Source organism: Nonomuraea sp. NPDC023979, assembly GCF_040639085.1.
GTDB lineage: Bacteria > Actinomycetota > Actinomycetes > Streptosporangiales > Streptosporangiaceae > Nonomuraea > Nonomuraea ceibae.
This window is the reverse complement of record NZ_JBEZZG010000028.1, coordinates 45,790-69,394: the sequence shown is the minus strand read 5'-3', so window position 1 is coordinate 69,394 and position 23,605 is coordinate 45,790. Positions and strand designations below refer to the sequence as shown.

Below are 23,605 nucleotides of genomic sequence, written 5' to 3'. Positions count from 1 at the left end.
TGCCGCGTCCCCCCTGCCATGCCCGGCCCGGTCGTGCGTCGGCGCTTCTACTCCTGGACGCGCTCGATGGTGACGCTCTGCAGGACGACGTCCTCGACCGGCTTGTTGTTGCGGCCGGTGCGGACCTTGGAGATCGCGTCGACCACGTCCTGGCCCTCCAGCACCTCGCCGAAGATGGTGTGCTTGCCGTTGAGGTGCGTGGTGTTGACCGTGGTGATGAAGAACTGCGACCCGTTGGTCCCCTTGCCGAAGCGGACGCCCGCGTTGGCCATGGCCAGCAGGTAGGGGCGGTTGAAGGCGAACAGGTCCGGGTGGATCTCGTCGTCGAACTCGTAGCCGGGGCCGCCGGTGCCCTGGCCCAGCGGGTCGCCGCCCTGGATCATGAAGTCGGGGATGACACGGTGGAAGATCGTGCCGTCGTAGTAGCGGTTGGTGCTCTTCTCCCCGGTGCCCGGGTGGGTCCACTCGCGCTTGCCCTCGGCCAGCTCGACGAAGTTACGGACCGTTTTGGGAGCCTTGTTGGGGAAGAGCTCTACCTTGATATTGCCGTGATTGGTCTGCAGGTTTGCGATCAGCTTCTCAGCCACGAGACAGCGGCCTTCCTCTATGCACCGGGTTGGTTTTGTGGTGATTTGACGATTATGGCCGTACGGCCTTCGGGCCCATCCTCCCACGCCCCGTCATGATTGAGCCGCCTTCTACCGGGAAGGTCAGGCGCGGGGCCCCAACGACAGGGGAGGTAGACGTGTCCCTGACACTGAGGAAGCGCCACGTGGCCATAGAAGTTCCCACCACGTGGATGGGCCGGATGAAGGCCCAGGCCGTCAAGACCGGCCGCAGTATGGCGCCGATGGCCGACCAGGCAAAACTGGTCGCCAACCGGCGAGTGGAAGACGCCCGCTACTGGGCTGCTCCAAGGCTAGAGAACGCCGCGCACCGGGTCGAGGACCAACTCGCCCCGGCCGTGAGTTCGATGCTCAACTCGGCCGCGTACAAGGTGAATCCCGCGAGGCCGAAGTCGCGGCGCTGGCCGATGCTCGCGCTGATCACCGGTCTGGCCGTGGGGGCGGTGGGCTACATGGTCTACCGCCGCAACGCCCAGCAGTGGACCGAGCACATGAAGGACTCCGCCTCCGACGCCTCGCGCTGGGTCGGCGAGAAGTCCGACAGGGCTGCGGACACCGTGCGCCACACGGGCGCCAAGGCGTCCGACAAGGCGGACGAGGTCTCGCGCAAGCTGCCGTGATCGGCGCCTGAAGCGCGCCCCCGACAACCGGGGGCGCGCTTTTCGCATGTTCAGGGGCCTATATCGTCACCTGCATGCTGTACGGCAGAACCGCGGAGACTGCCGCGATCGACGAGCTCATCGGATCGACGCTGGCCGGAGACGGACGGGCGCTGGTGCTGCGCGGGGCGGCGGGGGTCGGCAAGTCGGCCCTGCTCGACCTGGCGGCCTCCCGGGCCGGAGGCGCGACCGTGCTGCGCGCCGGAGGCGTCGAAGGGGAGGCGGATCTGGCGTTCGCGGCGCTGCACCAGCTCGTGTGGCCGGTGATCGGGCTGCTCGACGCGCTCCCGGGGCCGCAGCGTGACGCCGTCGCCGGGGCATTCGGGATGGCGGCGCCCAGCCAGGACCGGTTCCTGGTGTCGGCGGGGGTGCTCTCGCTGCTCGTCGAGGCGGCGGCCGACAGCGGGCTGATCTGCGTGGTGGACGACTTCCAGTGGGTGGACCGGGCGTCGGCCGACGCGCTGCTGTTCGCGGCCAGGCGGCTGCGTACCGAACGGGTCGGGATGGTGCTGGCCGTACGCGGGGACGCGCCCGTCAAAGGGGTGCCCGAGCTGCGGGTGGACGGGCTCGACGCCGAGAGCGCCGACGCCCTGCTGGACGCGCGGGCCGAGGTGGTGCCGGGGGTGCGGTCGCGGCTCGTGGCGCTCACCGGCGGGAACCCGCTCGTGCTCGGCGAGGCGGTCGCGGTGCTGACCGCCGACCAGCTCGCCGGACGGACGCCGCTGCCGGACCCGCTGCCCGGAGGCGAGCAGCTGTTCGGCGACCAGGTGGCGCTGCTCTCGGAGGGGGCGCGGCGGGTCCTGCTGGCGGCCTCCCTGGAGAGCGACCTGGGGCCGGCGCTGGGGGCGGCGGACGCGCTCGCCGGGGCCCGTGAGCGCGGGACGCACGAGGCCGGGCTGCACGAGGCCGAACGGGCCGGGCTGGTGGTGGTGTCCGGGGCCGTGGTGCGGTTCCGGCACCCCCTGGTGCGGTCCGCCGTGCACGCCGCCGCCGGAGCCCGTGAGCTGCGGCGGGCCCATGAGGTGATGGCGGAGCTGGTCGACGGGGACCGGCGGGCCTGGCACCTGGCCGCCGCCGCCGTGGGCCGGGACGAGTCCGTGGCCGGCGCCCTCGCGGCCGCTGCCGGGCGGGCGCAGGCCCGGGGCGGCTACGGTGACGCGGCCACGGCGCTGGCTCGGGCGGCCGAGCTCACCCCCGACCCCCTCATCCGGGCGCGCCGGCTCAAGGACGCCGCCGAGGCCGCCTGGCTCGGCGGCCGCCCGGGCCAGGCCCAGACCTACCTGGCAGAAGCCCGCCTCCTGGTAGAGGCCCCGTCCGAACGGGCGGAGACGCCCGCCCTCGGGGAGGCGGGCGGCCCCGGGGTGACGGGCGGCCCCGGGGAGGCGCATGCCCTCGCGGAGGCGCCCGCCCCAGAAGAGGCGCGCGCCCTCGGGGAGGGGCGCGGGCCCGTGGAGGGGTGTGCCCTGGAAAGGGGTGGGCGGGGGGAGGTGGCGGGGGAGGTGGCTCGGCTGCGGGGCCGGTTCGAGCTGAACTCCGGGGACGCCGCCGAGGCGATGCGGGTGTTCTCGGCCGGCGACAGCCTGGAGATGCTGGCCGACGCGTGGGAGGCGGCCAGCGTGGTCGGGGACGTGGCGGCCATGGTGGACGTCGGCCGGCGGGCGGAGGGGTTCGCGCCGGGCTTCCTGCGCGACATCCTGGTGGGCGTCGCGGCGATGCTGCGTGACGGGAGCGGCGGCGGGCTGCTGCGCGGGGCGCTGGCGCGGACCGGTGAGCTGAGCGGGGCGGCGGAGTTCCTGTGGGCCGCGGCGGCGGCGTCGTACCTGGGGGAAGCGGACGTGTCGGCGGAGCTGATCCGGCGGGCGGGCCGGGTGGCGCGCGTGTCGGGGATGGTGGGGCAGCTCCCGGTGGTGCTGGAGTTCGTGTCGACGGCCGAGCGGGTCGGGGGCAGGCTGGCGGAGAGCGCGGCGGTGGCCGAGGAGGGCCTGGCGCTGGCCAGGGAGGCGGGCTACACGAACTCGGAGGCGGCCCACCTGGCGAACCTGGCGGTGGTGGCGGCGCTGCGGGGCGAGGAGGAGCGCTGCCGCGCGTACGCGGGTGAGGCGCTGGCCATCGCGGTGCCGCACCGGGTGGGGTTGCGGGCGGCGGTGGCGGCGTACGCGCTGGCGATGCTGGATCTGGGGATGGGGCGGTTCGCGGCGGCGCACGACCGGTTCGAGGCGATCCGGGCGGCGGGGCCGGGGGCGGGGCATCCGACCGTGGTGTGGCGTTCGACCCCTGACCGGGTGGAGGCGGCGATGGCCGCCGGGGACTCGGCGGCGGCGCGGGAGGCGCTGGAGGGGCTCGACCGGTGGGCGGCCCAGGCCAGGACCGACGAGGCGCGGGCGCTGCGGCTGCGCTGCGTGGGGCTGGTGGAGGGCGCGATCGAGCCGTTCGAGGAGGCGTTGCGGCTGCACGGGGAGCCGTTCGAGGAGGCGCGTACGGCGTTGCTGTACGGGGAGCGGTTGCGCCGGGGGCATCAGCCGGGGCAGGCGCGCGGGCCGCTGCGGGCGGCGCTGGAGACGTTCCAGCGGCTGGGCGCGGAGCCGTGGGCGCGGCGCGCGCACGCGGAGCTGCGGGCGGCGGGCGAGGCCGTGGAGCGGCCGGCGGGCGACGCGCTGGCGGCGCTGACGCCGCAGGAGCTGCGGATCGCGCGGCTGGTGGCGGAGGGGGCGTCGAGCAAGGAGGTGGCGGCGCGGCTGTTCCTCAGCCCGCGGACCGTCGAGTATCACCTGTACAAGATCTATCCCAAGCTGGGCATCACCAGCCGTACTGAACTGGCCCGCCTACTGTAGGAGGCCAGTAGTCCTACGGAAGGCGGCACGGGCCCGGTCCGGCAGGCTGACAGGCATGCAAACGAACCTGATTGACAGTGACGGCGTCGAGATCTGGACCGAGGAGTTCGGGGACGCGGCGCACCCGCCGATCCTGCTGGTGGCGGGCTCGGGCGCGCAGGGCGTCACCTGGCCGGACGAGCTCGTCGGCAGGCTGGTGGCGGGCGGTCGCCGGGTGATCCGTTACGACCACCGCGACACCGGCAGGTCGGGCACCGTGGACTTCGACGCGCATCCCTACAGCTGGCTCGACATCAAGGACGACATGCTGCGCGTGATGGACGCGTACGGGCTGGAGAGCGTGCATCTCGTGGGCCATTCGGCGGGCGGGCTGATCGGCCAGCTCGTCGCGGTGGAGCAGCCGGAGCGGGTGCGGACGCTCACGGTCGTCGGCGCGTCGCCGCTGGGCGGGGGCGAGGGCCAGGTGATCATGCGGGCGCTGATGGGCGAGCCGCAGCCGGAGGGCAGCCTGCCGCCGCCGACGCCGGAGTTCGTGGCGCACTTCCGCGCGGTGATCGCGAGCCCGCCGCCCGCGAGCCGGGGTGAGGAGATCGACGCGCTGATCGCCGAGGCGCGGGTGATGAACGGCACCGCGCTGCCGTTCGACGAGGACGCGGAGCGGCGGCTGGCCGAGCGCGTGCACGAGCGGGCGCGTGACCTGGGGGCGGCGATGAACCATCGGCGGGCCGGCCAGACGGCTCCGGACTTCGAGCCGGTGGGCGCGCTGCCCCGGATCAAGGCGCCGACGCTGGTCGTGGAGGGCACGCACGAGCCGGCCAAGCCGGGCCACGGGGCGCTCATCGCCGAGCAGATCCCGGACGCCGAGCTGCTGATGGTTCAGGACATGGGGCACATGATCGCGCCCCGGTTCGCGGACGAGCTGGCGGCGGCCATCCTCACTCACACGGCCCGGTGAACGCCCCCAGCGCGGCGAGCACGTCGACGACCTGGCGGGCGTCGGGCGTGCTCGCCGGGTCGAGCAGCCACTGGATCATCAGCCCGTCGGAGATCGCGATCAGCACCGACACCAGCGCCTCGGGCGGGACCGGCAGCTCGATGCCCAGCTCGGCGGCGCCCCGGTGGAGCATGGCGACGCCCGCCTCGCGGCCCCTGCTGTAGGCGGCGGCCAGGCGCTCGCGCAGCACGCTCTCGCGCAGCGCCGCGGGGTAGCCCTCGATGCAGACGACGAGCTGGGGCCGCATCTCGTCGAACACGTCGATGAGCGCGACCATCGCCCGCTCCAGCAGGTCGCGCGGCGAGCCGACGGCGTCGCCGAACATCGCCTCCTCCACCCGCTCGGTCCACGCCTCGTAGCAGCCGGCGATGGCCTCGTTGAGCAGGGCGTCCTTGCCGCCGAAGTGGTAGCCGATGGAGGCCAGGTTGGTCCCCGAGGCGGCGACCAGGTCGCGGGCCGTGGTGCGGGCGTAGCCCTTCTCCTGAAGGCAGCTCACCGCGCCGGCAAGGAGTTTTTCGCGGTATCCCGCCTCTTTTCGTGACACGTGATCCATGCTACAGATGTATACGAGCGTATATGACGTACGTACATATCAATTGGAGCTGATGCACGTGCTGCCACCCGGGCCCCGGCTGCCCGCCGCTCTCCAGACGGCCTGGTTCATGCGTGATCCCGCCGGGCTGATCGAGCGCTGTCACGCCAGATACGGGGACGTCTTCACGATCCGCTGGTTCGGCTTCCCGCCGGAGGTGTACGTCGCGACGGCCGAGCTGGCCGAGCAGGTCTTCAGGACCGACCAGGGCGGCGGGCTGGCCGGCGCCGCCCGGCGCGACTTCCTCGAACCGCTGGTGGGGGCGCACTCGGTGCTGACGCTCGACGGCGACGCCTGGGCCGGGCACCGCAAGTCGCTGACGCCGCCGCTGCGCGCCAGGCAGGTCGCCGGCTACGCGGACGAGATCGCGGCCATCGCCGCAGAGAAGATCGCCGCCTGGCCGCTCGGCAGGCCGTTCGCGCTGCGCGACCGCATGCAGGAGATCACGCTGGAGATCATCATCCGGTTGATCTTCGGCATCCGCGACGCCGAGCGCATGGGCCGCCTGCGCGCGCTGCTCCCCCGCCTGATCGAGTCGGGCGGCTCGACCTCCGTCGCGATGCTCCCGGCACGGCTGCGCGGCCCGGCGGCGGCGCTGCCGTTCCTGCCGTACGCGCGGTTCCTGAGGCTGCGGGCGGCCGTCGACGCCATCCTGTACGACGAGATCCGCCGCAGGCGCGCGGACCCGGACGGCACGGACGTGCTGAGCCGGCTGCTGAACGCCGGGCTCGGCGACGAGGAGGTCCGCGACGAGCTGGTCACACTGCTCATCGCCGGTCACGAGACCACGGCCACCGGGCTGGCCTGGACCTTCGAGCGGCTGCTGCGCCTGCCCGACGTGCTGCGGCGGCTGCCCGACGACGAGCCCTACCTCGACGCGGTCGTCAAGGAGGCCCTGCGCGCCAGGCCCGTGGTCTATGAGGCGCCCCGGCTGCTGGACGCCCCGCTCCGGCTGGGCGGCTATGACATCCCCGCGGGATGGTACGCGGGACCGTTCATCCCGCTCGTGCACCAGGACCCCGCCGCGTTTCCGTCACCGGCGGAGTTCCGCCCGGAACGCTTTCTGGAGGGGCAGCAGAGCCGGGCGTGGATGCCCTTCGGCGGCGGCCGGCGCTTCTGCGTCGGCGCGCAGCTCGCCCTGCTGGAGATGCGCGTGATCATCCGTGAGGTGCTGCACCGCCTGGAACTCGTGGCGCCTGATCAGGCGCCCGAGGCCAGGCGGCTCGCGAACGTCACCCTTGCCCCGGCGGAGCTGACACGCGTCATTGCGCGCGCTCGGACTCCTGCTCGGACGCCGTAGCCGGGCGCATCTCGTCGCGCCCGGCATCGGCGCCCAACTCCTCGCGGAGCCGGTCATAGTCGATGTGATGGTTGGTGTACTTCAGCTGGCGAGCGACCTTCGTCTGCTTCGCCTTGGCTCTTCCTCGGCCCATGGCTACTCCCTAGTCCCCGCTGTCATGCTATCCAACAACGTTACGACTTGAAGAATTATGCAACTGCGCTGGATTAGTCTGGCACTATGCACGTGGAGGTCAACCAGGCCAAGGCCGACTTCTTCCGGACGCTCGGCCACCCCGCTCGCATCCGAGTGTTGGAGCTACTCCAGGAAGGGCCACTACCCGTGAGGGATCTGCTGGCCCAGATCGACATCGAGGCGTCCAGCCTCTCCCAGCAGCTCGCGGTCCTGCGCAGGGCGGGCATCGTCAGCGCGATCCGCGAAGGCAGCACCGTGGTCTACACACTGGCCACGCCGGAGCTCGCCGACCTGCTCGGCACCGCCCGCCGCATCCTCACCGACATGCTCGCAGACCAGGGACAGCTTCTGGCCGAGCTCCGCGCGGAGGTCCCCTGACCCACGCGTTAGGCTCTGCCCCATGGTCTCCGAGCTGTTCGATCCCCGGGCGTGGCAGGCTGTCGACGGGTTCGACTTCACCGACATCACCTATCACCGCGCGGTCGACCAGGGCACGGTCCGCATCGCCTTCAACCGGCCGGAAGTGCGCAACGCCTTCCGGCCGCAGACGGTCGACGAGCTCTACCGCGCGCTCGACCATGCCCGCCAGAGCACCGACGTGGGCTGCGTGCTCCTGACCGGCAACGGCCCGTCGCCCAAGGACGGCGGCTGGGCGTTCTGCTCCGGGGGCGACCAGCGCATCCGGGGCAAGGACGGCTACCAGTACGCCGACGGCACGCCCTCGACCGGCCGGTTGCACATCCTCGAGGTGCAGCGGCTGATCAGGTTCATGCCCAAGGTGGTCATCTGCGTGGTGCCCGGCTGGGCGGCGGGCGGCGGCCACAGCCTGCACGTGGTGGCCGATCTCACACTGGCCAGCGCCGAGCACGCCCGGTTCAAGCAGACCGACGCCGACGTGGCGAGCTTCGACGGCGGCTTCGGCTCCGCCTACCTGGCCCGGCAGGTGGGGCAGAAGTTCGCCCGGGAGATCTTCTTCCTGGGCGACACCTACAGCGCCGCCGACGCGCACCGGATGGGCATGGTCAACGCGGTGGTGCCGCACGCCGAGCTGGAGTCGACGGCGCTGGAGTGGGCGCGCAAGGTCAACGGCAAGTCGCCGACCGCGCAGCGGATGCTCAAGTTCGCCTTCAACGCGATCGACGACGGGCTGGTGGGCCAGCAGGTGTTCGCCGGCGAGGCGACGCGGCTGGCGTACATGACCGACGAGGCGGCCGAGGGGCGCGACTCCTTCCTGGAGAAGCGCGAGCCCGACTGGTCGCCGTTCCCCTGGCACTACTGACCGTGCGGATCGTGGTGCCGCCCGCGCTGACCGAGAGTCACGTGAAGTGGGACGGCGAGGCGGGCCGGGCGTGGTCGGCGGGGCTGCCCGCGCTGGCCGAGCGCTACCTGGAGGAGTGGGAGCTGCGGCTCGACGGGGAGCCGATGCACGGCGTGGTGTCGCTGGTGCTGCCCGTGGTGCGGGCCGACGGCACCCCGGCGGCGCTGAAGCTGCAGCCGGTCAGCGACGAGAACGCGAGCGAGGGGCCCGGGCTGCTCGCCTGGGCGGGCCGGGCCAGCGTGCTGCTGCTGGAGTCGGACCCGGCGACGGGCACGCTGCTGCTGGAGCGGCTCGACGGGGGCACGACGCTGTCGTCGGTGCCGGACGACCTGGCGGCGCTGGAGATCCTGACCGGGCTGCTGCGGCGGCTGGTGGCGGTCCCCGCGCCGGCCGGGACGCGGCGGCTGGCCGACATCGCCCGCGGCATGCTGGACGAGGTGCCCGCCGCGCTGGACGCGCTGCCCGGCCAGGGCGACCGGCGCTGGCTGCGGGTGTGCGCCGGGGCCGTCGGCGAGCTGGCGGGCGAGGCCGGCGACCGGCTGCTGCACTGGGATCTGCACTACGACAACGTGCTGGCCGCCGAGCGTGAGCCGTGGCTGGCGATCGACCCCAAGCCGCTGGCCGGCGACCCGGGGTTCGACCTGATGCCCGCGCTGCACAACCGCTGGGACGACGTGGTCTCCACCGGTGACGTGCGGGGGGCGGTGTTGCGGCGCTTCGACCTGATGACCGATCTGCTGGGCCTGGACCGGCAGCGGGCCGCGGGCTGGACGCTCGGCCGGGTCCTGCAGAACTCGCTGTGGAGTGTCGAGGACGGCGAGACCCGGCTGGACGACGTGCAGCTAGCGGTCGCGGAGGCCGTCGTCACGGTGTGGTGAGCGGCTCCGCCTCGAAGGCGCGGTGCAGCAGCCCGACGAACTCCGGCGCCTCGGGCAGCGCCTCGCCGCCGATCCGGTGCACCGGCACGCCGGGCGTCCACGAGTTCATCACCACGGCCCCGGCCAGCGACGGCAGGTCGGCGACCGTGATCTCCCTGACCCGCTGGGGCACGCCCAGGTCGTCGAGCCGCCTGCGCAGGATGCCCATCGTGGTGCCGGTGAGCATCGCGGCCTCGGGCCACACGACGGCCTCGCCGTCCCAGAAGGCCAGGTTCCAGATCGACGCCTCGCTCAGGCGGCCCCGCCGGTCCACGAACGCCGCGTCGTCGAAGCCCTGCTCGACGGCCTGGCGGAGCACGTACGTCTTGGCGGACTCGCCGACGTGCTTGATGGCGGGCAGGAAGCGTTCGTGCTCCACGACGGCCAGCGCCAGCGGGCCGCGCGGGCCGTCGGAGGCGGGGCCGGTGCTGACCAGCACCTCGGGCTCGGCGTCGGCGGCGGTGAACTCGCCCGCGGGCGAGTAGACGGTGGCCCTGAGCGAGAGGTCGGCGGGGCCCGCCTCCACGGCCGACCTGATGTACGCCAGCACCCGCTCGTCCGGAACCGCCCGGCCGAACAGCTCCTTGGAGGCGTTGCGCAGCCGCTCCAGGTGCAGGTCCAGCCCTCGTACGCGACCGTCGCGCACCTGCATGGCGGTGAAGTGGGCGAATCCGGCGAAGGCCAGCGGCGAGAGGTCCTCAACGGTGACGGGCTTGCCGTTATGGGTGTCCATGATACTTGCTCCCCGATGTACTGAGCGTCTGCAAATGTTGCATATGCATACATATCACGGGTTGCGGCAAAGTGTCGATCGGGGATGAGTGTGTTCGACGCTTCAGTGACAGCCGATCCGGAGGAGCGCCACCATGAGCAAGGTCATCGCCGACATCAGCATGTCCCTCGACGGCTTCGTCGAGGCCGACGGACGCACCCCGGAAGAGCCGATGGGCGTGGGCGGGGAGCGGCTGCACGAGTGGTTCTTCGACCTCGGCGAGCGCGCCGTCGCCGACGTCCCGGCGATGGGGGCGATGGTCGCCGGGCGCCGCACCTACGACGCCTCCCTGCGCTTCTGGCGGGCCGACGGCCCGTCCGGCCCCGCCCGGCTGCCGCTGATCGTCGTCTCCCACAGCGTCCCGGACGACGTCCCCGCCAACAGCGTGTACGAGTTCGCCCCCGGCATCGAGGAAGGCGTGGCGCTGGCCAAGGAGGCGGCGGGCGGCCAGGACGTCGCGATCATGGGCGGCGCCGAGACGATCTGCCAGGGCATCAGGGCGGGCCTGGTGGACGAGCTGTCCATCCACCTGGTCCCGGTGCTGTTCGGCGCCGGGACGAGGCTGTTCGAGCAGGTGGAGCGGCACGTGCACCTGGAGATCCTGCGGACCGCCCAGGGCCGCGAAGCCGTCCACCTGCGCTTCCGGGTGCTGCCCCGGGAGCGGTAGCCCGCCCTACGGCCGGTCCGACAGCGTGCGCAGGAAGTCGCGCACCAGGCCGGCGATCTGGCGGCCCCGGGTCTCCAGGGGGAAGTGGCCGGCGTCCAGGAGGTGGATGCGGGCGTCCGGGAGGTCACGGGCGAAGGCGCGCGCCCCGTCCGGGCCGAAGATCTCGTCGTTGCGCCCCCAGACGGCCAGCAGCGGGGGCCGGTGCTCGCGCAGGTACTCCTGCCAGAGCGGGTAGAGCCCCGGGTTGGTCCCGTAGTCGCGGAAGAGCGCGAGCTGGATCTCGTGGTTGCCCGGCCGGTCGAGCCTGGCCTGGTCGAGCGCTGCCTTGTCCGGGTTGACCAGCGACAGGTCGGACACGCCGTGGGCGTACTGCCAGCGGGTGGCCTCCGGGGTGAGCAGGCCGAGCAGCGGCGCGACGTCGGCGGACGGGTCGGCCCAGACCTTCTTGAACGGCTCCCAGAACGGCGTCAGCCCCTCCTCGTAGGCGTTGCCGTTCTGCGTGACGATGCCGGCGATGCGCTCCGGGTGCCGCAGGGCCAGCCGGAAGCCGACCGGCGCGCCGTAGTCGTGCACGTAGAGGGCGTACGAGCGCAGCCCCAGCGAGTCGAGCAGCGCGTCCACCACGTCGGTGAGCCGGTCGAAGGTGTAGGTGAACTCGTCGGCGGCGGGCGCGGAGCTGTGCCCGAACCCCGGGTAGTCGGGCGCGATGAGGTGGAACTCGTCGGCCAGCTCGGTGATCAGCTCGTGGTAGGCGACGGACGAGGTCGGGAAGCCGTGCAGCAGCACGAGCGTGGGCGCGGACGGGTCTCCGGCCTCGCGGTAGAACACGTCGAGCCCGTCGACGACGGTGGTGCGATAGCGAATGGTCACAGCAACCCCTAACCGGTCAAAATGGTTTAGACGGTTAAGTGATAGCATGGCAGTCGATAACCGGTCAAACTCGTTTCAGGGGTTAGTAGTGAGAATCCGGCCGCTGCGCGGTGAGCCCTTGGGGCTCGACCTGGTCGACACCGTGTGGGTGGAGCAGGGCGGGCTCCTCGACCAGTTCGACGATCTCGACGGGGTCCGCGCCTGGCTCGCCGACCACGACCTGCCCGGCGCGGACGACGCCGAGCGGGTCCGCGACCGGCTGGTGACCACCCGCGACGCGATGCGCACCCTGCTCGGCGGCGGCCCTCCCGACCGGCTCAACGCCGTGCTCGACCACGGCGGCCGACGGCCCCGCCTCGGGGAGACGGGGCCGTACGAGCTGGTGGTGGTCGACGCGGCGGACTGGCACGCGGCCTGGGCCGCGGCGGCCGACCTCGCCCGGGTGCTGGGCGAGCGGCCGGAACGAGTGCGCAAGTGCGCCAACCCTCAGTGTGTGCTGTGGTTCCTCGACGTCAGCAAGAACGGCAGCCGACGCTGGTGCTCGATGGAGGTCTGCGGCAACCGGTCCAAGGTGGGCCGGTTCAACCAGCGGCGCCGACCGTGATCACGATCTTGCCGCGGCCGTGGCCGGCCTCGCTCTCCCGGTGCGCGTCCGCGGCCTCCTCCAGCCGGTACGTCCTGCGCACCGGGAAGACGAACTCCCCGGCGGCGACCAGGGCGGCGTAGCGGCCGAGGCGCTCGGCGGTGCGGACGCCCTGGGTGACCTTGATGCCCAGCTCGGCGGCTTTGCCGTGCTCGACCAGCGTGAGGATGCGGGAGCGGTCCTTGACCAGCTCCAGCGAGACCTCCAGCGCGTGGCCGCCGGCGCCGTCGAGCGCGGCGTCGATCCCGCCGGGCGCGAGCGCGCGCACCCGGTCGGCCAGCCCGTCCCCGTACACGACCGGGATCGCGCCGAGCTCGCGCAGGTAAGGGTGGTTCTCCTCGCGGGCGGTGCCGATCACGGTGGCGCCGCGGCGCCGGGCGATCTGGACGGCCGCGGTGCCGACCGAGCCGGCGGCGGCGTGCACGAGCAGCGTGTCGCCCTCGCCCACGCCGAGCCCGTCGATGGCCAGCTCGGCCGACTGGACCCCGGAGGTCAGCCCGCCCGCCACCTCCCACGGCAGCTCCGGCGGCTTGGGCGTCACGTCACCGGCGGGCACCACCACGTACTCGGCATAGCAGTTGAGCAGTGAGAAGCCGAGCACCTCCGCGCCCACCGCCACCTCCGCCACGCCCTCGCCCACCTGGTCCACCACGCCGGCGAACTCGTTGCCGGGGATGCGCGGCAGGTCGCCGGTCACGTTCGGCGGGGTCCAGCCGGCGCGCACCGCCGTGTCGAACGGCTGCACCCCGGCCGCCCTGATCCGCACCCGCACCTGGCCGGGGCCCGCCTGCGGCGCGGGCAGCTCCATCACACGCAACACCTCGGGGCCGCCGAAGGCGGAGAACGCCGCGGCCCGCATCATCTCTTGGCTCATGCCGGCCAGCCTGATCCCTCAACCGCACTTGAGGTCAAGCCAGCTAACCTTTCGGGAACTTTTTCCTTTACTCGCTCTTTATCTCGATATAGTCCGACAACGGATACGCACCGGGGGACGGGGCAACCAGCATTGGGCGAGTTTCTGCATGTCGCGTTCAGCTATCCGATGGCCGTTTTCACCTACCCGCTGATCGTGGTCGTCGGCTACTGGATCGTGGTCGTGACCGGCCTGTTCGACACCGGCGACCATGACGCGCCGTGGCTCGGTCTCGGCGGTGTGCCGGCCGGCGTCACGCTCTCGCTGCTGATCGCGTTCTCCTGGCTGCTGACGCTGATCGGCAGCCAGATCACCACCCTTCCCGTCGTGCCGCTGCTCGCCCTGGCCGGCGGCTGGCTGGGCACGCGCGCCCTGCTCGCGCCGCTGCGGCGGCTGGCCCCCCGCGAGCGGCAGCCCTCGCGCGGCGACTTCGTCGGCCAGATGTGCGTGATCCGCACCGGCTCGGCGACAGCCGACTTCGGCCAGGCCGAAGTCACCGCCGCCGACGGCTCCTCGGCCGTGATCCAGGTCCGCACGACCGGTCAGGACAGGCTGTCCCGCGGCGACAGCGCATTGATCTTCGAATACGACGCAGACGGCGAATTCTTCTGGGTCATGCCTTACGAAAGTGAGCACTGATGGATGTCATCTCCACCGGATTCGGTATATTCCTCGCCGTCGTCCTGGTCATCGTCATAGGACTGCTCATCCTCGTCGGCCGCCTTTTCCGGAAGGTCGAGCAGGGCAAGGCGCTGATCATCTCGAAGGTCAACAAGGTCGACGTGACGTTCACCGGGGCCATCGTGCTGCCTGTCGTCCACCGGGCCGAGATCATGGACATCTCGGTGAAGACCATCGAGATCGGGCGGACCGGCCGGGAAGGGCTGATCTGCCGCGACAACATCCGGGCCGACATCAAGATCACCTTTTTCGTCCGGGTGAACAAGACCGCCGAGGACGTCATCAAGGTCGCCCAGGCCATCGGCACCGTCCGGGCCAGCGACGAGTCGACGCTCCAGGAGCTGTTCAGCGCCAAGTTCTCCGAGGCGCTCAAGACCGCCGGCAAGCAGCTCGACTTCGTCGACCTCTACACCAAGCGCGACGAGTTCCGCGACCAGATCGTCAGGCTGATCGGCACCGACCTCAACGGCTACAGCCTGGAGGACGCGGCGATCGACTACCTGGAGCAGACCTCGCTCAACCAGCTCGACAAGAGCAACATCCTCGACGCCCAGGGCATCCGGAAGATCACCGAGCTGACGGCGCTGGAGCACGTGCGCACCAACGAGTTCCAGCGCACCGAGGAGAAGGAGATCACCCGCCAGAACGTGGACGCCCGTGAGGCCATCCTGGAGCTGCAGCGCCGCCAGGCCGACGCCGAGATCAAGCAGAAGCGCGAGATCGAGACCATGAAGGCGCGCGAGGAGGCCGAGATCGCCCGCGTCCAGGCCGAGGAGCGGCTCAAGGCGCAGGCCGCCAACATCAAGACGGACGAACAGCTCGGCGTCCAGCACGAGAACCGGGCCCGCGAGGTCGCCGTCGCGGAGAAGAACCGCGAGCGCGTGATCGCCATCGAGTCCGAGCGCATCGAGAAGGACCGCCTGCTGGAGGTCATCGCCCGCGAGCGGGAGACCGAGCTGTCGCGCATCGCCAAGGACAAGGAGGTCGAGACCGAGAAGCGGTCGATCGCCGAGGTCATCCGCGAGCGCATCGCCGTCGACAAGACCGTGGCCGAGCAGGAGGAGGCCATCAAGCGGCTGCGCGTGGTCGAGGAGGCCGAGCGCACCCGCCAGTCGGTGATCATCGCCGCCGAGGCCGAGGCGCAGGAGAACCTGGTCAAGGGCATCAAGGCCGCCGAGGCCGCGGAGGCGGCGTCGAAGTTTCGGGCCCGCGAGGAGCTCGTGCTCGCCGAGGCCAAGCAGCAGGCCGCCGAGCTGGAGGCCCGGGCCAAGATCCGGCTGGCGGAGGGCATCCAGGCCGAGTCGGCCGCGGCCGGGCTGGCCGACGTCCAGGTCAGGGAGCGCGACGCGGAGGCGATCGAGAAGGTCGGCCGCGCCGAGGCGCTGGTGCTGAGCGAGAAGCTGCGGGCCGAGGCCGACGGCGCCAAGGCGATGGCGCTGGTCGAGGGCGACCGGCTCAAGGCCAAGGCCGAGGGCGAGCAGGCGATGGCGCTGGCCACCGCCGCGGCGGTGGGCGAGAAGCTCAAGGCCGAGGCCGAGGGTCTGACGGAGAAGGCCGCCGCGCTGGCCGCGCTGGACGAGGCCAGCCGGGCGCACGAGGAGTACCGCCTGCGGCTGGAGGCCGACAAGGAAGTGCGGCTCAAGCAGATCGACGTCTCCCGCCAGGTGGCCGAGTCGCAGGCCGGTGTGCTGGCCGCCGGGCTGGCCAAGGCCAACATCGACATCGTCGGCGGCGACACGATGTTCTTCGACAAGGTCGTCGGCTCCATCACCGCGGGCAAGGTGGTCGACGGCTTCGTCGAGCACTCCGGTGTCGTCCGGTCGATGGCGACCCCGTACCTGAACGGGAGCGCCAGCCTGGTCGAGGACATCGGGCGGCTGGTCGGCGGGATCGGCAGCGAGGACCTGAAGAACCTGACCGTGTCGGCGCTGCTCATGCAGCTCATCCAGCGGGGCGGGCCGGACTCCGGGCCGCTCGGCGAGCTGCTGGAGACGGCGCGCCGGCTGGGCGTGGCCGACTCCCCCGTGGCGGCGCTGACCCCGGCGAAGGTCTGACGCGTGGCCGAGGACGTCCGGCCCGATCTGGAGGCCGGCACCTACGAGGTGCTCAGGAACCGGCTCGGGGCCCAGGCCAAGGCGCTGACGAAGGCGGCCGAGTCGGTCAACGCCCAGCGGCTGGAGGTGTTCGGCGGCGCCGAGCTGCGGCTGCTGGGCACCGAGCGGATCCGCACCGAGAACAACTGCGTGCCCAGGGACATCGTCTCCCTGGGCGGGGTGATGCTGTTCGGCTACAACGTGTTCATCGGGCTCAAGCCGGAGACCGCGGTGTCGGACGTGTTCGCGGTGCACCGGTTCACCCGTGACGGGGACGCGTTCCGCTTCGACCAGGACAAGCTGGAGACGCTGGACGACGAGGCGTTCAGGAAGGACTTCGCCGAGCTCTACCGCTACTACAAGGAGACCCGGCTGGCGCAGCTCAGGCGGGTGGAGGGCAAGCTGCTGGCCGTGTTCAAGACGGGGCCGGCGGACATCCGGGTGCTGCGCTGGACGGTCACGCCCACCGGGGTCCCGAAATATCAGGACAACCGTGGGGAGCGGGACCACGTCTTCCCGCCCTCCCACGACTTCGAGTGGACGCCCACCACCCGCGACGACCACGTCCTCGGCCGCCACCCGCACATCTCCGTGCAGGGCGAGGTGTTCGTCGAGACCGTCGGCGGCGACCTCACCATCAAGATCGAAAACAACACGGAGTCGGGCGAGGGCATCTACGCCGAACCCGTCACCGAGCAGTTGCAGAGCCTGGCCGACGCCGACGTCGAGCACGCCCGCGTCGGCCCGCTCATCCTCATGCGGATCAGGCCGTACAAGGAGACCGCCTGGCGCCACCTCGTCTTCAACACCCGCACCAAGGCCGTGACCAGGCTCGACGGCATCGGCCAGGCCTGCCAGCGGCTGCCCGAGGACCAGGGGCTGATCTTCCCCGGCGGCTACTACCTGGCCACCGGCGTCAGCAAGACGTTCGACACCGACGTGACCGACCTGGAGTTCGAGCGGGTGGTGCGCTCCCCCAACGGCGAGGACGTGCTCTACGTCTTCCACGCCAGGGGCGACGGCCGCTCGCTGCTGCTGCCGTACAACGTGATCAGGAAGGAGGTGGCCAACCCCATCGTGTGCCACGGCTACTCGCTGTTCGACGACGGCACGATGGTGGTCTTCCGCGCCACCTCCGAGGAGCCGACGCGGGTCCACCCCATGCAGGTGTGGCAGACGCCGTACGTCTCCGACACCTACGCGGCGGCGCAGCCCGCCGGCACCGGGCCGCTGGAGCGGATCGGCAACGCCGAGCTGGTGCGCGGCATCTCCGACTGCCTGTCGGTCGCCCGGATGATCGAGGAGATGGCGCCGTCGGCGGCCACGTTCGAGGCGCTGATCGCCGCCTGCACGCGTGCCTTCGACAGCTACCATTGGCTCGGCGAGCAGGGCCTGGACGGCCCGCTCGGCGACGTCCGCGCCACCGCCGAACAGGTCCTCGACGAGTACGAGAACGTCGAGCAGCTCACCCGGCAGGCCGAGCGGACCCTCGAAGAGGCCGAGGACGAGGTCACCCAGCTCGTCCGGCGCTCGCGCGGCGACACGCCCGCGACCGCCGACGCCTGGGTGACGCTGCTGGCCACCCTCCGCCGCGCCCAGGGCCACCTGGTGACGCTGCGCGAGGTGCGTTACGTCGACCTGGCCCGGCTGGACGAGCTGGCCGCCGAGGTGCGCGCCGAGCTGGACGCGGCGGGCCGGCGCGCGGTGGCGTTCCTGGAGGGCGCCGACGCGTTCACCGGCTACCACGCCGCCGTCGAGGAGCTGGCCGCCCAGGCCGGCGCGATCACCACCGCCGCCGAGGCCGAGCCCGTCGCCGACCGGCTGTCGACGCAGGCCGAAGGACTGGAGGTCGTCACCGAGGTCGTCGGCTCGCTCGACATCGCCGACGCCACCGTCCGCACCGCCATCCTGGGCCGCATCGCCGAGGTGCTCGGCGGCGTCAACCGGGCGCGGGCCGTGCTCGACGGACGGCGGCGCGAACTGCTCGGCAGCGAGGGCCGCGCCGCGTTCGCCGCCGAGTTCGCGCTGCTCGGGCAGGCCATCACCGGCGCGCTCGCCGTCGCCGACAGCCCCGAGAGCTGCGACGAACAGCTCGGCCGGCTGATGATCCAGGTGGAGAACCTGGAGTCGCGGTTCGGCGAGTTCGACGACTTCGCCGCCCAGCTCGCCGCCAAGCGCGACGACGTCTACGAGGCGTTCTCCTCCCGCAAGCAGTCACAGCTCGACGCGCTGGCCCGGCGCACCGACCGGCTGTTCGCCTCCGCCGAACGCATCCTGACCGGCGTCACCCGGCGGCTCGGCGGCCTCGGCACGCTCGACGAGGTCAACACCTACTTCGCCACCGACCCCATGATCACCAAGCTCCGCTCGGTCGCCGCCGAACTGCGCGAGCTGGGCGACGCCGTACGCGCCGAGGAGCTGGACGGCCGGGTCAAGGCGGCACAGCAGGAGGCCGGACGGGCACTGCGGGACCGGCTCGACCTGTTCACCGACGGCGGCGACACCATCCGGCTCGGCCACCACCGCTTCGCCGTCAACACCCAGCCCATCGACCTCACGCTGGTGCCGCACGGCTCCGAGATGCACTTCGCCATCACCGGCACCGACTACCGCGCCCCCGTCCCCGCCTCGTTCGCCGACACCCGGCCGTTCTGGGACCAGCTCCTGGTCTCCGAGACGCCGGAGGTCTACCGCGCCGAACACCTCGCCGCCTCACTCCTCGACGCCGCCGTGCCGGGCGCCGACCTCCAGGCCCTCGTACGGCAGGCCGCCCAGGACCGCTACGACGAGGGGTACGAGCGCGGCGTCCACGACCACGACGCCGCGGCCATCCTCGACGTGCTCGTCCGGCTCCGCGACGGCGCCGGGCTGCTGCGCTACCCGCCCGAGGCGCGGGCCGGGGCGCAGCTCTTCTGGGCGCACGGGATCGACGAGGTTTCACGTAAAACATTGACCACCCGAGCCGTGTCGCTGGTGCGCGCCCGCGACGTCTTCGGCCCCACCCCGGCGCTGCCGTCACTGGCCGCCGAGCTGGGCGCGCTCATCTCGGCCTTCCTGGCGACCGCCGGAGCCTGGGACGCCGGCGACCTGGCCGGCGAATACCTGGTCGAGGAGCTGGCCGGGCAGCCCGCCGGGTTCGTGACCAGCAAGGCGGCGCGCGACCTCGTCGCCGGGTTCCACCAGGCGCTCGGGCCCGGCCGCACCCGCGAGTTCGAGCAGGACCTGAAGGCCGTCCCGCTGCCCGAACGGGTGCAGCTCGCCCGCGCCTGGCTCGGCGCCTTCGACCAGGGGCCCGAGCTGACCGAAGCCGTCGCCGTACAGCTCTGCGACCTGCCCCGGCACGACTCCGGCGCCGCCGTCACCGCCACCGCCGACGGGCTCCTCGGCGCCCACACCCGCATCACCGGCCGCACACTGGAGATCCGCCTCGACGAGACGCTGGCCAGGACCCGGCGGTTCGCCACCGAACGCGTCCCCGCCTTCCGCGCCTACCAGAAGCGGCGCGGCGAGCTCGTCGACGCCGAACGCCGCCGGCTCCGGCTGGAGGAGTACAAGCCCAAGGTGATGAGCGCCTTCGTGCGCAACCGGCTGCTCGACGAGGTCTACCTGCCGCTCATCGGCGACAACCTGGCCAAGCAGCTCGGCGCGGCGGGCGCGGGCAAACGGACCGACCAGATGGGCCTCCTGCTGCTCATCTCACCACCCGGCTACGGCAAGACGACGCTCATGGAGTACGTCGCCAGCCGCCTCGGGCTCGTGTTCGTCAAGGTGAACGGGCCCGCCCTGGGCCACCGCGTCACCTCGCTGGACCCCGCCGAAGCGCCCGACGCCACCGCCAGGCAGGAAGTGGAGAAGATCTCGTTCGCGCTGGAGACGGGCAACAACACCCTGCTCTACCTGGACGACATCCAGCACACCTCGCCCGAACTGCTGCAGAAGTTCATCTCGCTCTGCGACGCCCAACGCCGCATCGAAGGCGTCTGGAGCGGGCGCACCCGCACCTACGACCTGCGCGGCAAGCGGTTCGCCGTGTGCATGGCCGGCAACCCGTACACCGAGTCCGGGCAGCGCTTCCGCATCCCCGACATGCTCGCCAACCGGGCCGACGTGTGGAACCTCGGCGACGTGCTCTCCGGACGCGAAGAGCTGTTCGCGCTCAGCTTCATCGACAACGCGCTCACCTCCAACGCCGTCCTCGCCCCCCTGTCCGCCCGCGACCGCTCCGACGTCGAACTCCTCGTCCGGCTCGCCCGCGGCGACCAGGGCGTGCGCCCCGACCAGCTCAAGCACCCCTACACCAAGCCCGAGCTCGACCAGGTGCTCAGCGTGCTGCGCAAGCTCCTGCGCGTCCAGGAGGTGGTGCTGGCCAACAACCGCGCCTACATCGCCTCCGCCGCCCAGTCCGACGCCGCCCGCACCGAACCGCCCTACCGGCTCCAGGGCTCCTACCGCAACATGAACAAGCTCGCCGAACGCATCGTCCCCGCCATGAACGACGACGAGCTCGAAGCCGTGCTCGACGACCACTACCTCGGCGAGGCCCAGACCCTCACCTCCGACGCCGAGGCCAACCTGCTCAAACTCGCCGAACTCCGCGGCCGACTCACCCCCGCCCAGGCCGCCCGCTGGGCCGAGATCAAGGCCGCGTACGTGCGCGCCAAGGCGCTCGGCGGAAGCGGCGACGACCCGATGACCCGGGCCGTCGGCGCCCTCGGCCTCCTCGCCGACCGCGTCCGCGAAGTCGGCTCGGCGATCAGGGAGACCTGAGCTCCAGCCGCGAACCCGTGAAGGCGGCGCGCATCCGCCGGTCATGCGTCACGACCACCAGCGCGCCGCCATACCCGGCCAGCGCCTCCTCCAGCTCCTCCACCAGCAGCGGCGACAGGTGGTTCGTCGGCTCGTCCAGCAGCAGCAGGTCCGCCGGGCTCGTCACCAGCCGGGCCAGCTCCACCCGGCGCCGCTGCCCGTACGACAGCTCGCCCATCCGCAGCAGCAGGTCCCGCGGCCGGAACAGGCCCAGCGCCAGCAGCGTCTCCGCGTGCTCCTCCAGGTCACCCGCCCGGCCCTCGGCGAACGCCCGCAGCAGCGTCAGGTCCCTGGCAGCCGGGGCCTGGTCCTGCCGCAGGTACCCGACCCGGGCCGGCCGCCGCACCGTCCCCCCGTCGGGAGCCAGCTCCCCGGCCAGCACCTGCATCAGCGTGCTCTTGCCCGCCCCGTTCGGGCCCGTGACCAGCAGCCGCTCCCCTTGGCGTACGCACAGCCCCGCCAACCGCAGCCGGCCCCGCACCACGAGGTCCCTCGCCTCCACCACGACCTCCGACCGCCCGGAGCGCTCCCCAGGCCCGCCTGCGGCCTCCGGCGAGGCGGGCCGTTGCGCCGGGCGTACCCCCTCCGAGAGGCGCGCCTTCTCCGAGGGGACCAGCCCCTCCCCCGGCCCCGCCGCCTCCGACGGAGCCGTCTCCTGAGGGTCCTTGGCCCCCGAAGAGGCCACACCCTCCACAGAGAGCGCCGTCGTCGAGGAGCTCACCCCTTCCCGGGAACGCGCCCCCTCCGTAAGGAGGGCACCCTCCGGAAGGGGGGCCTGCTCCAGGGGTGGGAGCCATCCCGTGGGGGGCGTTACCGGCTCGGAGGGAGGCAGCCCCTCCCCCGACGCCGCCGCCTCTGACGGAACCGTCTCCTGAGAGTCCCCAGCCCCCGAAGAGGCCGCACCCCCCGCAGAGAGCGCCACCTTCGAGGAGTTCGCCCCTTCCTGGGAACGCGCCCCCTCCGTAAGGGGGGCACCCTCCGGGAGCGGGGCCTGCTCCAGGGGTGGGGTCCACTCCTGGGAGGCGCCCTCCAGGGGTGGGGGCCAGGCCGTTGGGAGCGTTGGCGGGCCCGGAGGGTGGGGGGTGGTCAGGAGGGGTGGGGTGGTGAAGTGGAGGCGGGGCGGGGGTGGGGGGACGGGGTGGGCGCGGAGCCAGGCGGCGCGTTGGTGGGACTGGCGGATGCGCCCGGCGGCGCCGTGGGTGCGGGAGCGGGCGCGCCAGGCGCCGGTGCCCATGCCGGCCTTGGCGACCTTGCGCGGGATGGCGGCGAGCCGGCCGGCGTTGGCGGTGACGAGGCCGGCGTGCCGGGCGAGCTCGGCCTTCCACTCCTCGTGCGCCAGCGCCTGGGCGGCCCGTTCGGCGGCCTTGGCGGCGAGGTAGCCGCCGTAGCCGTTGCCGTAGCGGCGGACGGCGCCGTGGTCGACCTCCAGGATGCTGGTGGTGACCCGGTCGAGGAAGACCCGGTCGTGGGTGATGGCCACGACGGTGCCCCGGTGCGCGCGCAGGTGCTGTTCGAGCCAGGCGACGGCCTGGTCGTCGAGGTCGTTGGTGGGTTCGTCGAGCAGCAGCAGTTCGGGCGCGGAGGCGAGCGTGGCGGCGAGGGCGAGCCGGGAGCGTTCGCCGCCGGAGAGGGTGGCGACGGGCCGGTCGCGGGGGAGCCCGGGCAGGCCGAGGCCGTGCAGGGCGGCGTCGACCCGGGCGTCGGCCTCGTAGCCGCCGCGCGCTTCGAAGCGTTCGACGAGGGCGGCGTACGCGTCCAGGGTGTCCTCGGTGAGCGTCTGCTCGGCGGCGCGCATGCGGGTTTCGAGGTCGCGCAGGTCGGCGAGGGCGTGGTCGACGGCGTCGCCGACGGTGGCGCCGGGCGGCAGTTCGAGCGCCTGGGGCAGGTAGCCGACGCCGCCGGGCGCGGCGACGGTGAGTTCGCCGTTGTCGGGCCGCTCGGCTCCGGCGAGGAGTTTGAGCAGCGTGGACTTGCCGGAGCCGTTCTCGCCGATGACGCCGGTCTTCTCGCCGGGCTTGACGGTGAACGACACGCGGTCGAGCACGACGCGGTCGTCGTAACGCTTGGTGACCTGGGAGAGGGAAAGTTGGGTACGCAAGGAAGCACCACCTCCTGTTTTCGCGCGAACATGACGGCAGAGCGGGCGCGTGGCGGAGCGGTACGGCTCTACGCGGGGGCGCCCGGCGCGAACATCACAGGAAGCAGTAACCCATAGGGCGATGATCTAAGGCGATAAATCGGGATAAGTCAAGACCCTTTTCCCTCCGTCAGCTTCGCCGTGGCCGCGACCTGGATGGCGGTGGCGCGCTGGAGGAAGTCGACGATCACCTCCAGTTCCTCGTCGGTGTAGCCCGCATAGAGCTCGGTCAGTCCGGTCACCAGCGGCTCGAACAGCTCCCCGAACCCGGCGATCCGCTCGTAGTTGACCTCGACGATGACACGCCGGCGGTCCTTGGGGTGGCGGACGCGCCGGACGAGCCACTTGGCCTCCAGCCGGTCGATGAGCCCGCTGACCGAGGCGGGGGCCAGCCCGGTGTGCTGCGCGATCTCCCCCGCGGTCAGCGGCCCGAGGCGTTGCAGCAGGTCGAGCGTCTTCTCCTCGCTCATCCCCAGGCCCATCCGCTCGCCCATGGCGGTGTGGTACATCACGGCGGCGTTGCTGTTGGCCCGTCCGGCGTCGGACAGGGCGTCGAGCAATTTCTTTCGGTGTTCCGAAATATCTCTGGACATCAGCGTCTCCATCGTCATA

At 72.1% G+C, this 23,605-nt stretch carries 20 protein-coding genes; 12 read left to right on the top strand and 8 right to left on the bottom strand.

Annotated features, from left to right (window positions below; genetic code table 11):
* Positions 1–47 precede the first annotated feature (47 nt).
* A complete protein-coding gene (locus AB0G11_RS35870) occupies positions 48–587 on the bottom strand; it encodes a peptidylprolyl isomerase (protein ID WP_308125554.1) in 540 nt (179 codons plus the stop codon).
* A 158-nt stretch (positions 588–745) separates the two neighbouring features.
* Between AB0G11_RS35870 and AB0G11_RS35865 the strand changes: the two genes are divergently transcribed.
* From AB0G11_RS35865 to AB0G11_RS35855, 3 genes are all read left to right on the top strand, one after another.
* Positions 746–1,246: a hypothetical protein gene (locus tag AB0G11_RS35865; RefSeq protein WP_219498456.1), complete on the top strand. Its 501-nt coding sequence runs from the start codon at positions 746–748 to the stop codon at positions 1,244–1,246.
* Positions 1,247–1,320: 74 nt separating this feature from the next.
* Positions 1,321–4,116 carry an AAA family ATPase gene (locus tag AB0G11_RS35860; RefSeq protein WP_357591189.1) on the top strand — a complete coding sequence of 932 codons (2,796 nt, stop codon included), beginning with the start codon at positions 1,321–1,323 and terminating at the stop codon, positions 4,114–4,116.
* A 55-nt stretch (positions 4,117–4,171) separates the two neighbouring features.
* On the top strand, positions 4,172–5,071 hold the full coding sequence (locus AB0G11_RS35855; RefSeq protein ID WP_357591187.1) for an alpha/beta fold hydrolase: 900 nt from the start codon (positions 4,172–4,174) through the stop codon (positions 5,069–5,071).
* On the opposite strand, the gene AB0G11_RS35850 is transcribed toward AB0G11_RS35855, so the two are convergent.
* Positions 5,052–5,654, bottom strand: coding sequence for a TetR/AcrR family transcriptional regulator (locus AB0G11_RS35850; protein ID WP_357591185.1), 603 nt, complete (start codon positions 5,652–5,654; stop codon positions 5,052–5,054). The genes AB0G11_RS35855 and AB0G11_RS35850 overlap by 20 nt on opposite strands.
* A gap of 61 nt (positions 5,655–5,715) precedes the next feature.
* Between AB0G11_RS35850 and AB0G11_RS35845 the strand changes: the two genes are divergently transcribed.
* Positions 5,716–7,002, top strand: a complete 1,287-nt coding sequence (locus tag AB0G11_RS35845) for a cytochrome P450 (protein ID WP_219519305.1) — start codon at positions 5,716–5,718, stop codon at positions 7,000–7,002.
* On the opposite strand, the gene AB0G11_RS35840 is transcribed toward AB0G11_RS35845, so the two are convergent.
* Positions 6,965–7,135, bottom strand: a complete 171-nt coding sequence (locus AB0G11_RS35840; protein WP_219519304.1) for a DUF3073 family protein — start codon at positions 7,133–7,135, stop codon at positions 6,965–6,967. The two genes, AB0G11_RS35845 and AB0G11_RS35840, sit on opposite strands and share 38 nt — an antisense overlap.
* Positions 7,136–7,221: 86 nt before the next feature.
* Here AB0G11_RS35840 and AB0G11_RS35835 point away from each other — a divergent pair, with 86 nt between their 5' ends.
* Genes AB0G11_RS35835 through AB0G11_RS35825 form a run of 3 tightly spaced genes read left to right on the top strand, consistent with a single transcriptional unit; the run spans position 7,222 to position 9,372 of the window.
* Positions 7,222–7,554, top strand: coding sequence for a metalloregulator ArsR/SmtB family transcription factor (locus tag AB0G11_RS35835; protein WP_049574618.1), 333 nt, complete (start codon positions 7,222–7,224; stop codon positions 7,552–7,554).
* Positions 7,555–7,576: 22 nt separating this feature from the next.
* The gene (locus AB0G11_RS35830) at positions 7,577–8,455 is read left to right on the top strand and encodes a 1,4-dihydroxy-2-naphthoyl-CoA synthase (RefSeq protein ID WP_357591183.1); all 879 of its coding nucleotides are present in this window, start codon (positions 7,577–7,579) and stop codon (positions 8,453–8,455) included.
* Between the two features lie 2 nt (positions 8,456–8,457).
* The gene (locus AB0G11_RS35825; protein ID WP_357591181.1) at positions 8,458–9,372 is read left to right on the top strand and encodes an aminoglycoside phosphotransferase family protein; all 915 of its coding nucleotides are present in this window, start codon (positions 8,458–8,460) and stop codon (positions 9,370–9,372) included.
* Here AB0G11_RS35825 and AB0G11_RS35820 read toward each other — a convergent pair.
* A complete protein-coding gene (locus AB0G11_RS35820) occupies positions 9,359–10,144 on the bottom strand; it encodes an aminotransferase class IV family protein (RefSeq protein WP_357591179.1) in 786 nt (261 codons plus the stop codon). The genes AB0G11_RS35825 and AB0G11_RS35820 overlap by 14 nt on opposite strands.
* Positions 10,145–10,277: 133 nt before the next feature.
* On the opposite strand from AB0G11_RS35820, the gene AB0G11_RS35815 reads away from it, so the two are divergent.
* Positions 10,278–10,850, top strand: a complete 573-nt coding sequence (locus tag AB0G11_RS35815) for a dihydrofolate reductase family protein (RefSeq protein ID WP_219519298.1) — start codon at positions 10,278–10,280, stop codon at positions 10,848–10,850.
* Between the two features lie 6 nt (positions 10,851–10,856).
* On the opposite strand, the gene AB0G11_RS35810 is transcribed toward AB0G11_RS35815, so the two are convergent.
* Positions 10,857–11,720, bottom strand: a complete 864-nt coding sequence (locus AB0G11_RS35810; protein WP_357591177.1) for an alpha/beta hydrolase — start codon at positions 11,718–11,720, stop codon at positions 10,857–10,859.
* Positions 11,721–11,808: 88 nt separating this feature from the next.
* Between AB0G11_RS35810 and AB0G11_RS35805 the strand changes: the two genes are divergently transcribed.
* The gene (locus AB0G11_RS35805; protein ID WP_357591175.1) at positions 11,809–12,324 is read left to right on the top strand and encodes a CGNR zinc finger domain-containing protein; all 516 of its coding nucleotides are present in this window, start codon (positions 11,809–11,811) and stop codon (positions 12,322–12,324) included.
* On the opposite strand, the gene AB0G11_RS35800 is transcribed toward AB0G11_RS35805, so the two are convergent.
* Complete coding sequence (locus tag AB0G11_RS35800; RefSeq protein ID WP_357591174.1) at positions 12,302–13,237, bottom strand: NADP-dependent oxidoreductase; 936 nt, start codon at positions 13,235–13,237, stop codon at positions 12,302–12,304. The genes AB0G11_RS35805 and AB0G11_RS35800 overlap by 23 nt on opposite strands.
* A 132-nt stretch (positions 13,238–13,369) precedes the next feature.
* Between AB0G11_RS35800 and AB0G11_RS35795 the strand changes: the two genes are divergently transcribed.
* Genes AB0G11_RS35795 through AB0G11_RS35785 form a run of 3 tightly spaced genes read left to right on the top strand, consistent with a single transcriptional unit; the run spans position 13,370 to position 20,817 of the window.
* The gene (locus tag AB0G11_RS35795) at positions 13,370–13,915 is read left to right on the top strand and encodes a hypothetical protein (protein WP_357591172.1); all 546 of its coding nucleotides are present in this window, start codon (positions 13,370–13,372) and stop codon (positions 13,913–13,915) included.
* Positions 13,915–16,011 (top strand): flotillin family protein, encoded by a 2,097-nt coding sequence (locus AB0G11_RS35790; protein WP_219519273.1) that lies wholly within the window; start codon positions 13,915–13,917, stop codon positions 16,009–16,011. Before AB0G11_RS35795 ends, AB0G11_RS35790 begins: the two co-directional genes overlap by 1 nt.
* A gap of 3 nt (positions 16,012–16,014) precedes the next feature.
* Positions 16,015–20,817, top strand: coding sequence for a DNA repair ATPase (locus tag AB0G11_RS35785; RefSeq protein ID WP_357591170.1), 4,803 nt, complete (start codon positions 16,015–16,017; stop codon positions 20,815–20,817).
* Here the strand turns inward: AB0G11_RS35785 and AB0G11_RS35780 are convergent.
* Complete coding sequence (locus AB0G11_RS35780; RefSeq protein WP_357591169.1) at positions 20,804–22,954, bottom strand: ATP-binding cassette domain-containing protein; 2,151 nt, start codon at positions 22,952–22,954, stop codon at positions 20,804–20,806. The genes AB0G11_RS35785 and AB0G11_RS35780 overlap by 14 nt on opposite strands.
* Before the next feature lie 149 nt (positions 22,955–23,103).
* A complete protein-coding gene (locus AB0G11_RS35775; protein WP_357591167.1) occupies positions 23,104–23,553 on the bottom strand; it encodes a MarR family transcriptional regulator in 450 nt (149 codons plus the stop codon).
* Positions 23,554–23,605 lie beyond the last annotated feature (52 nt).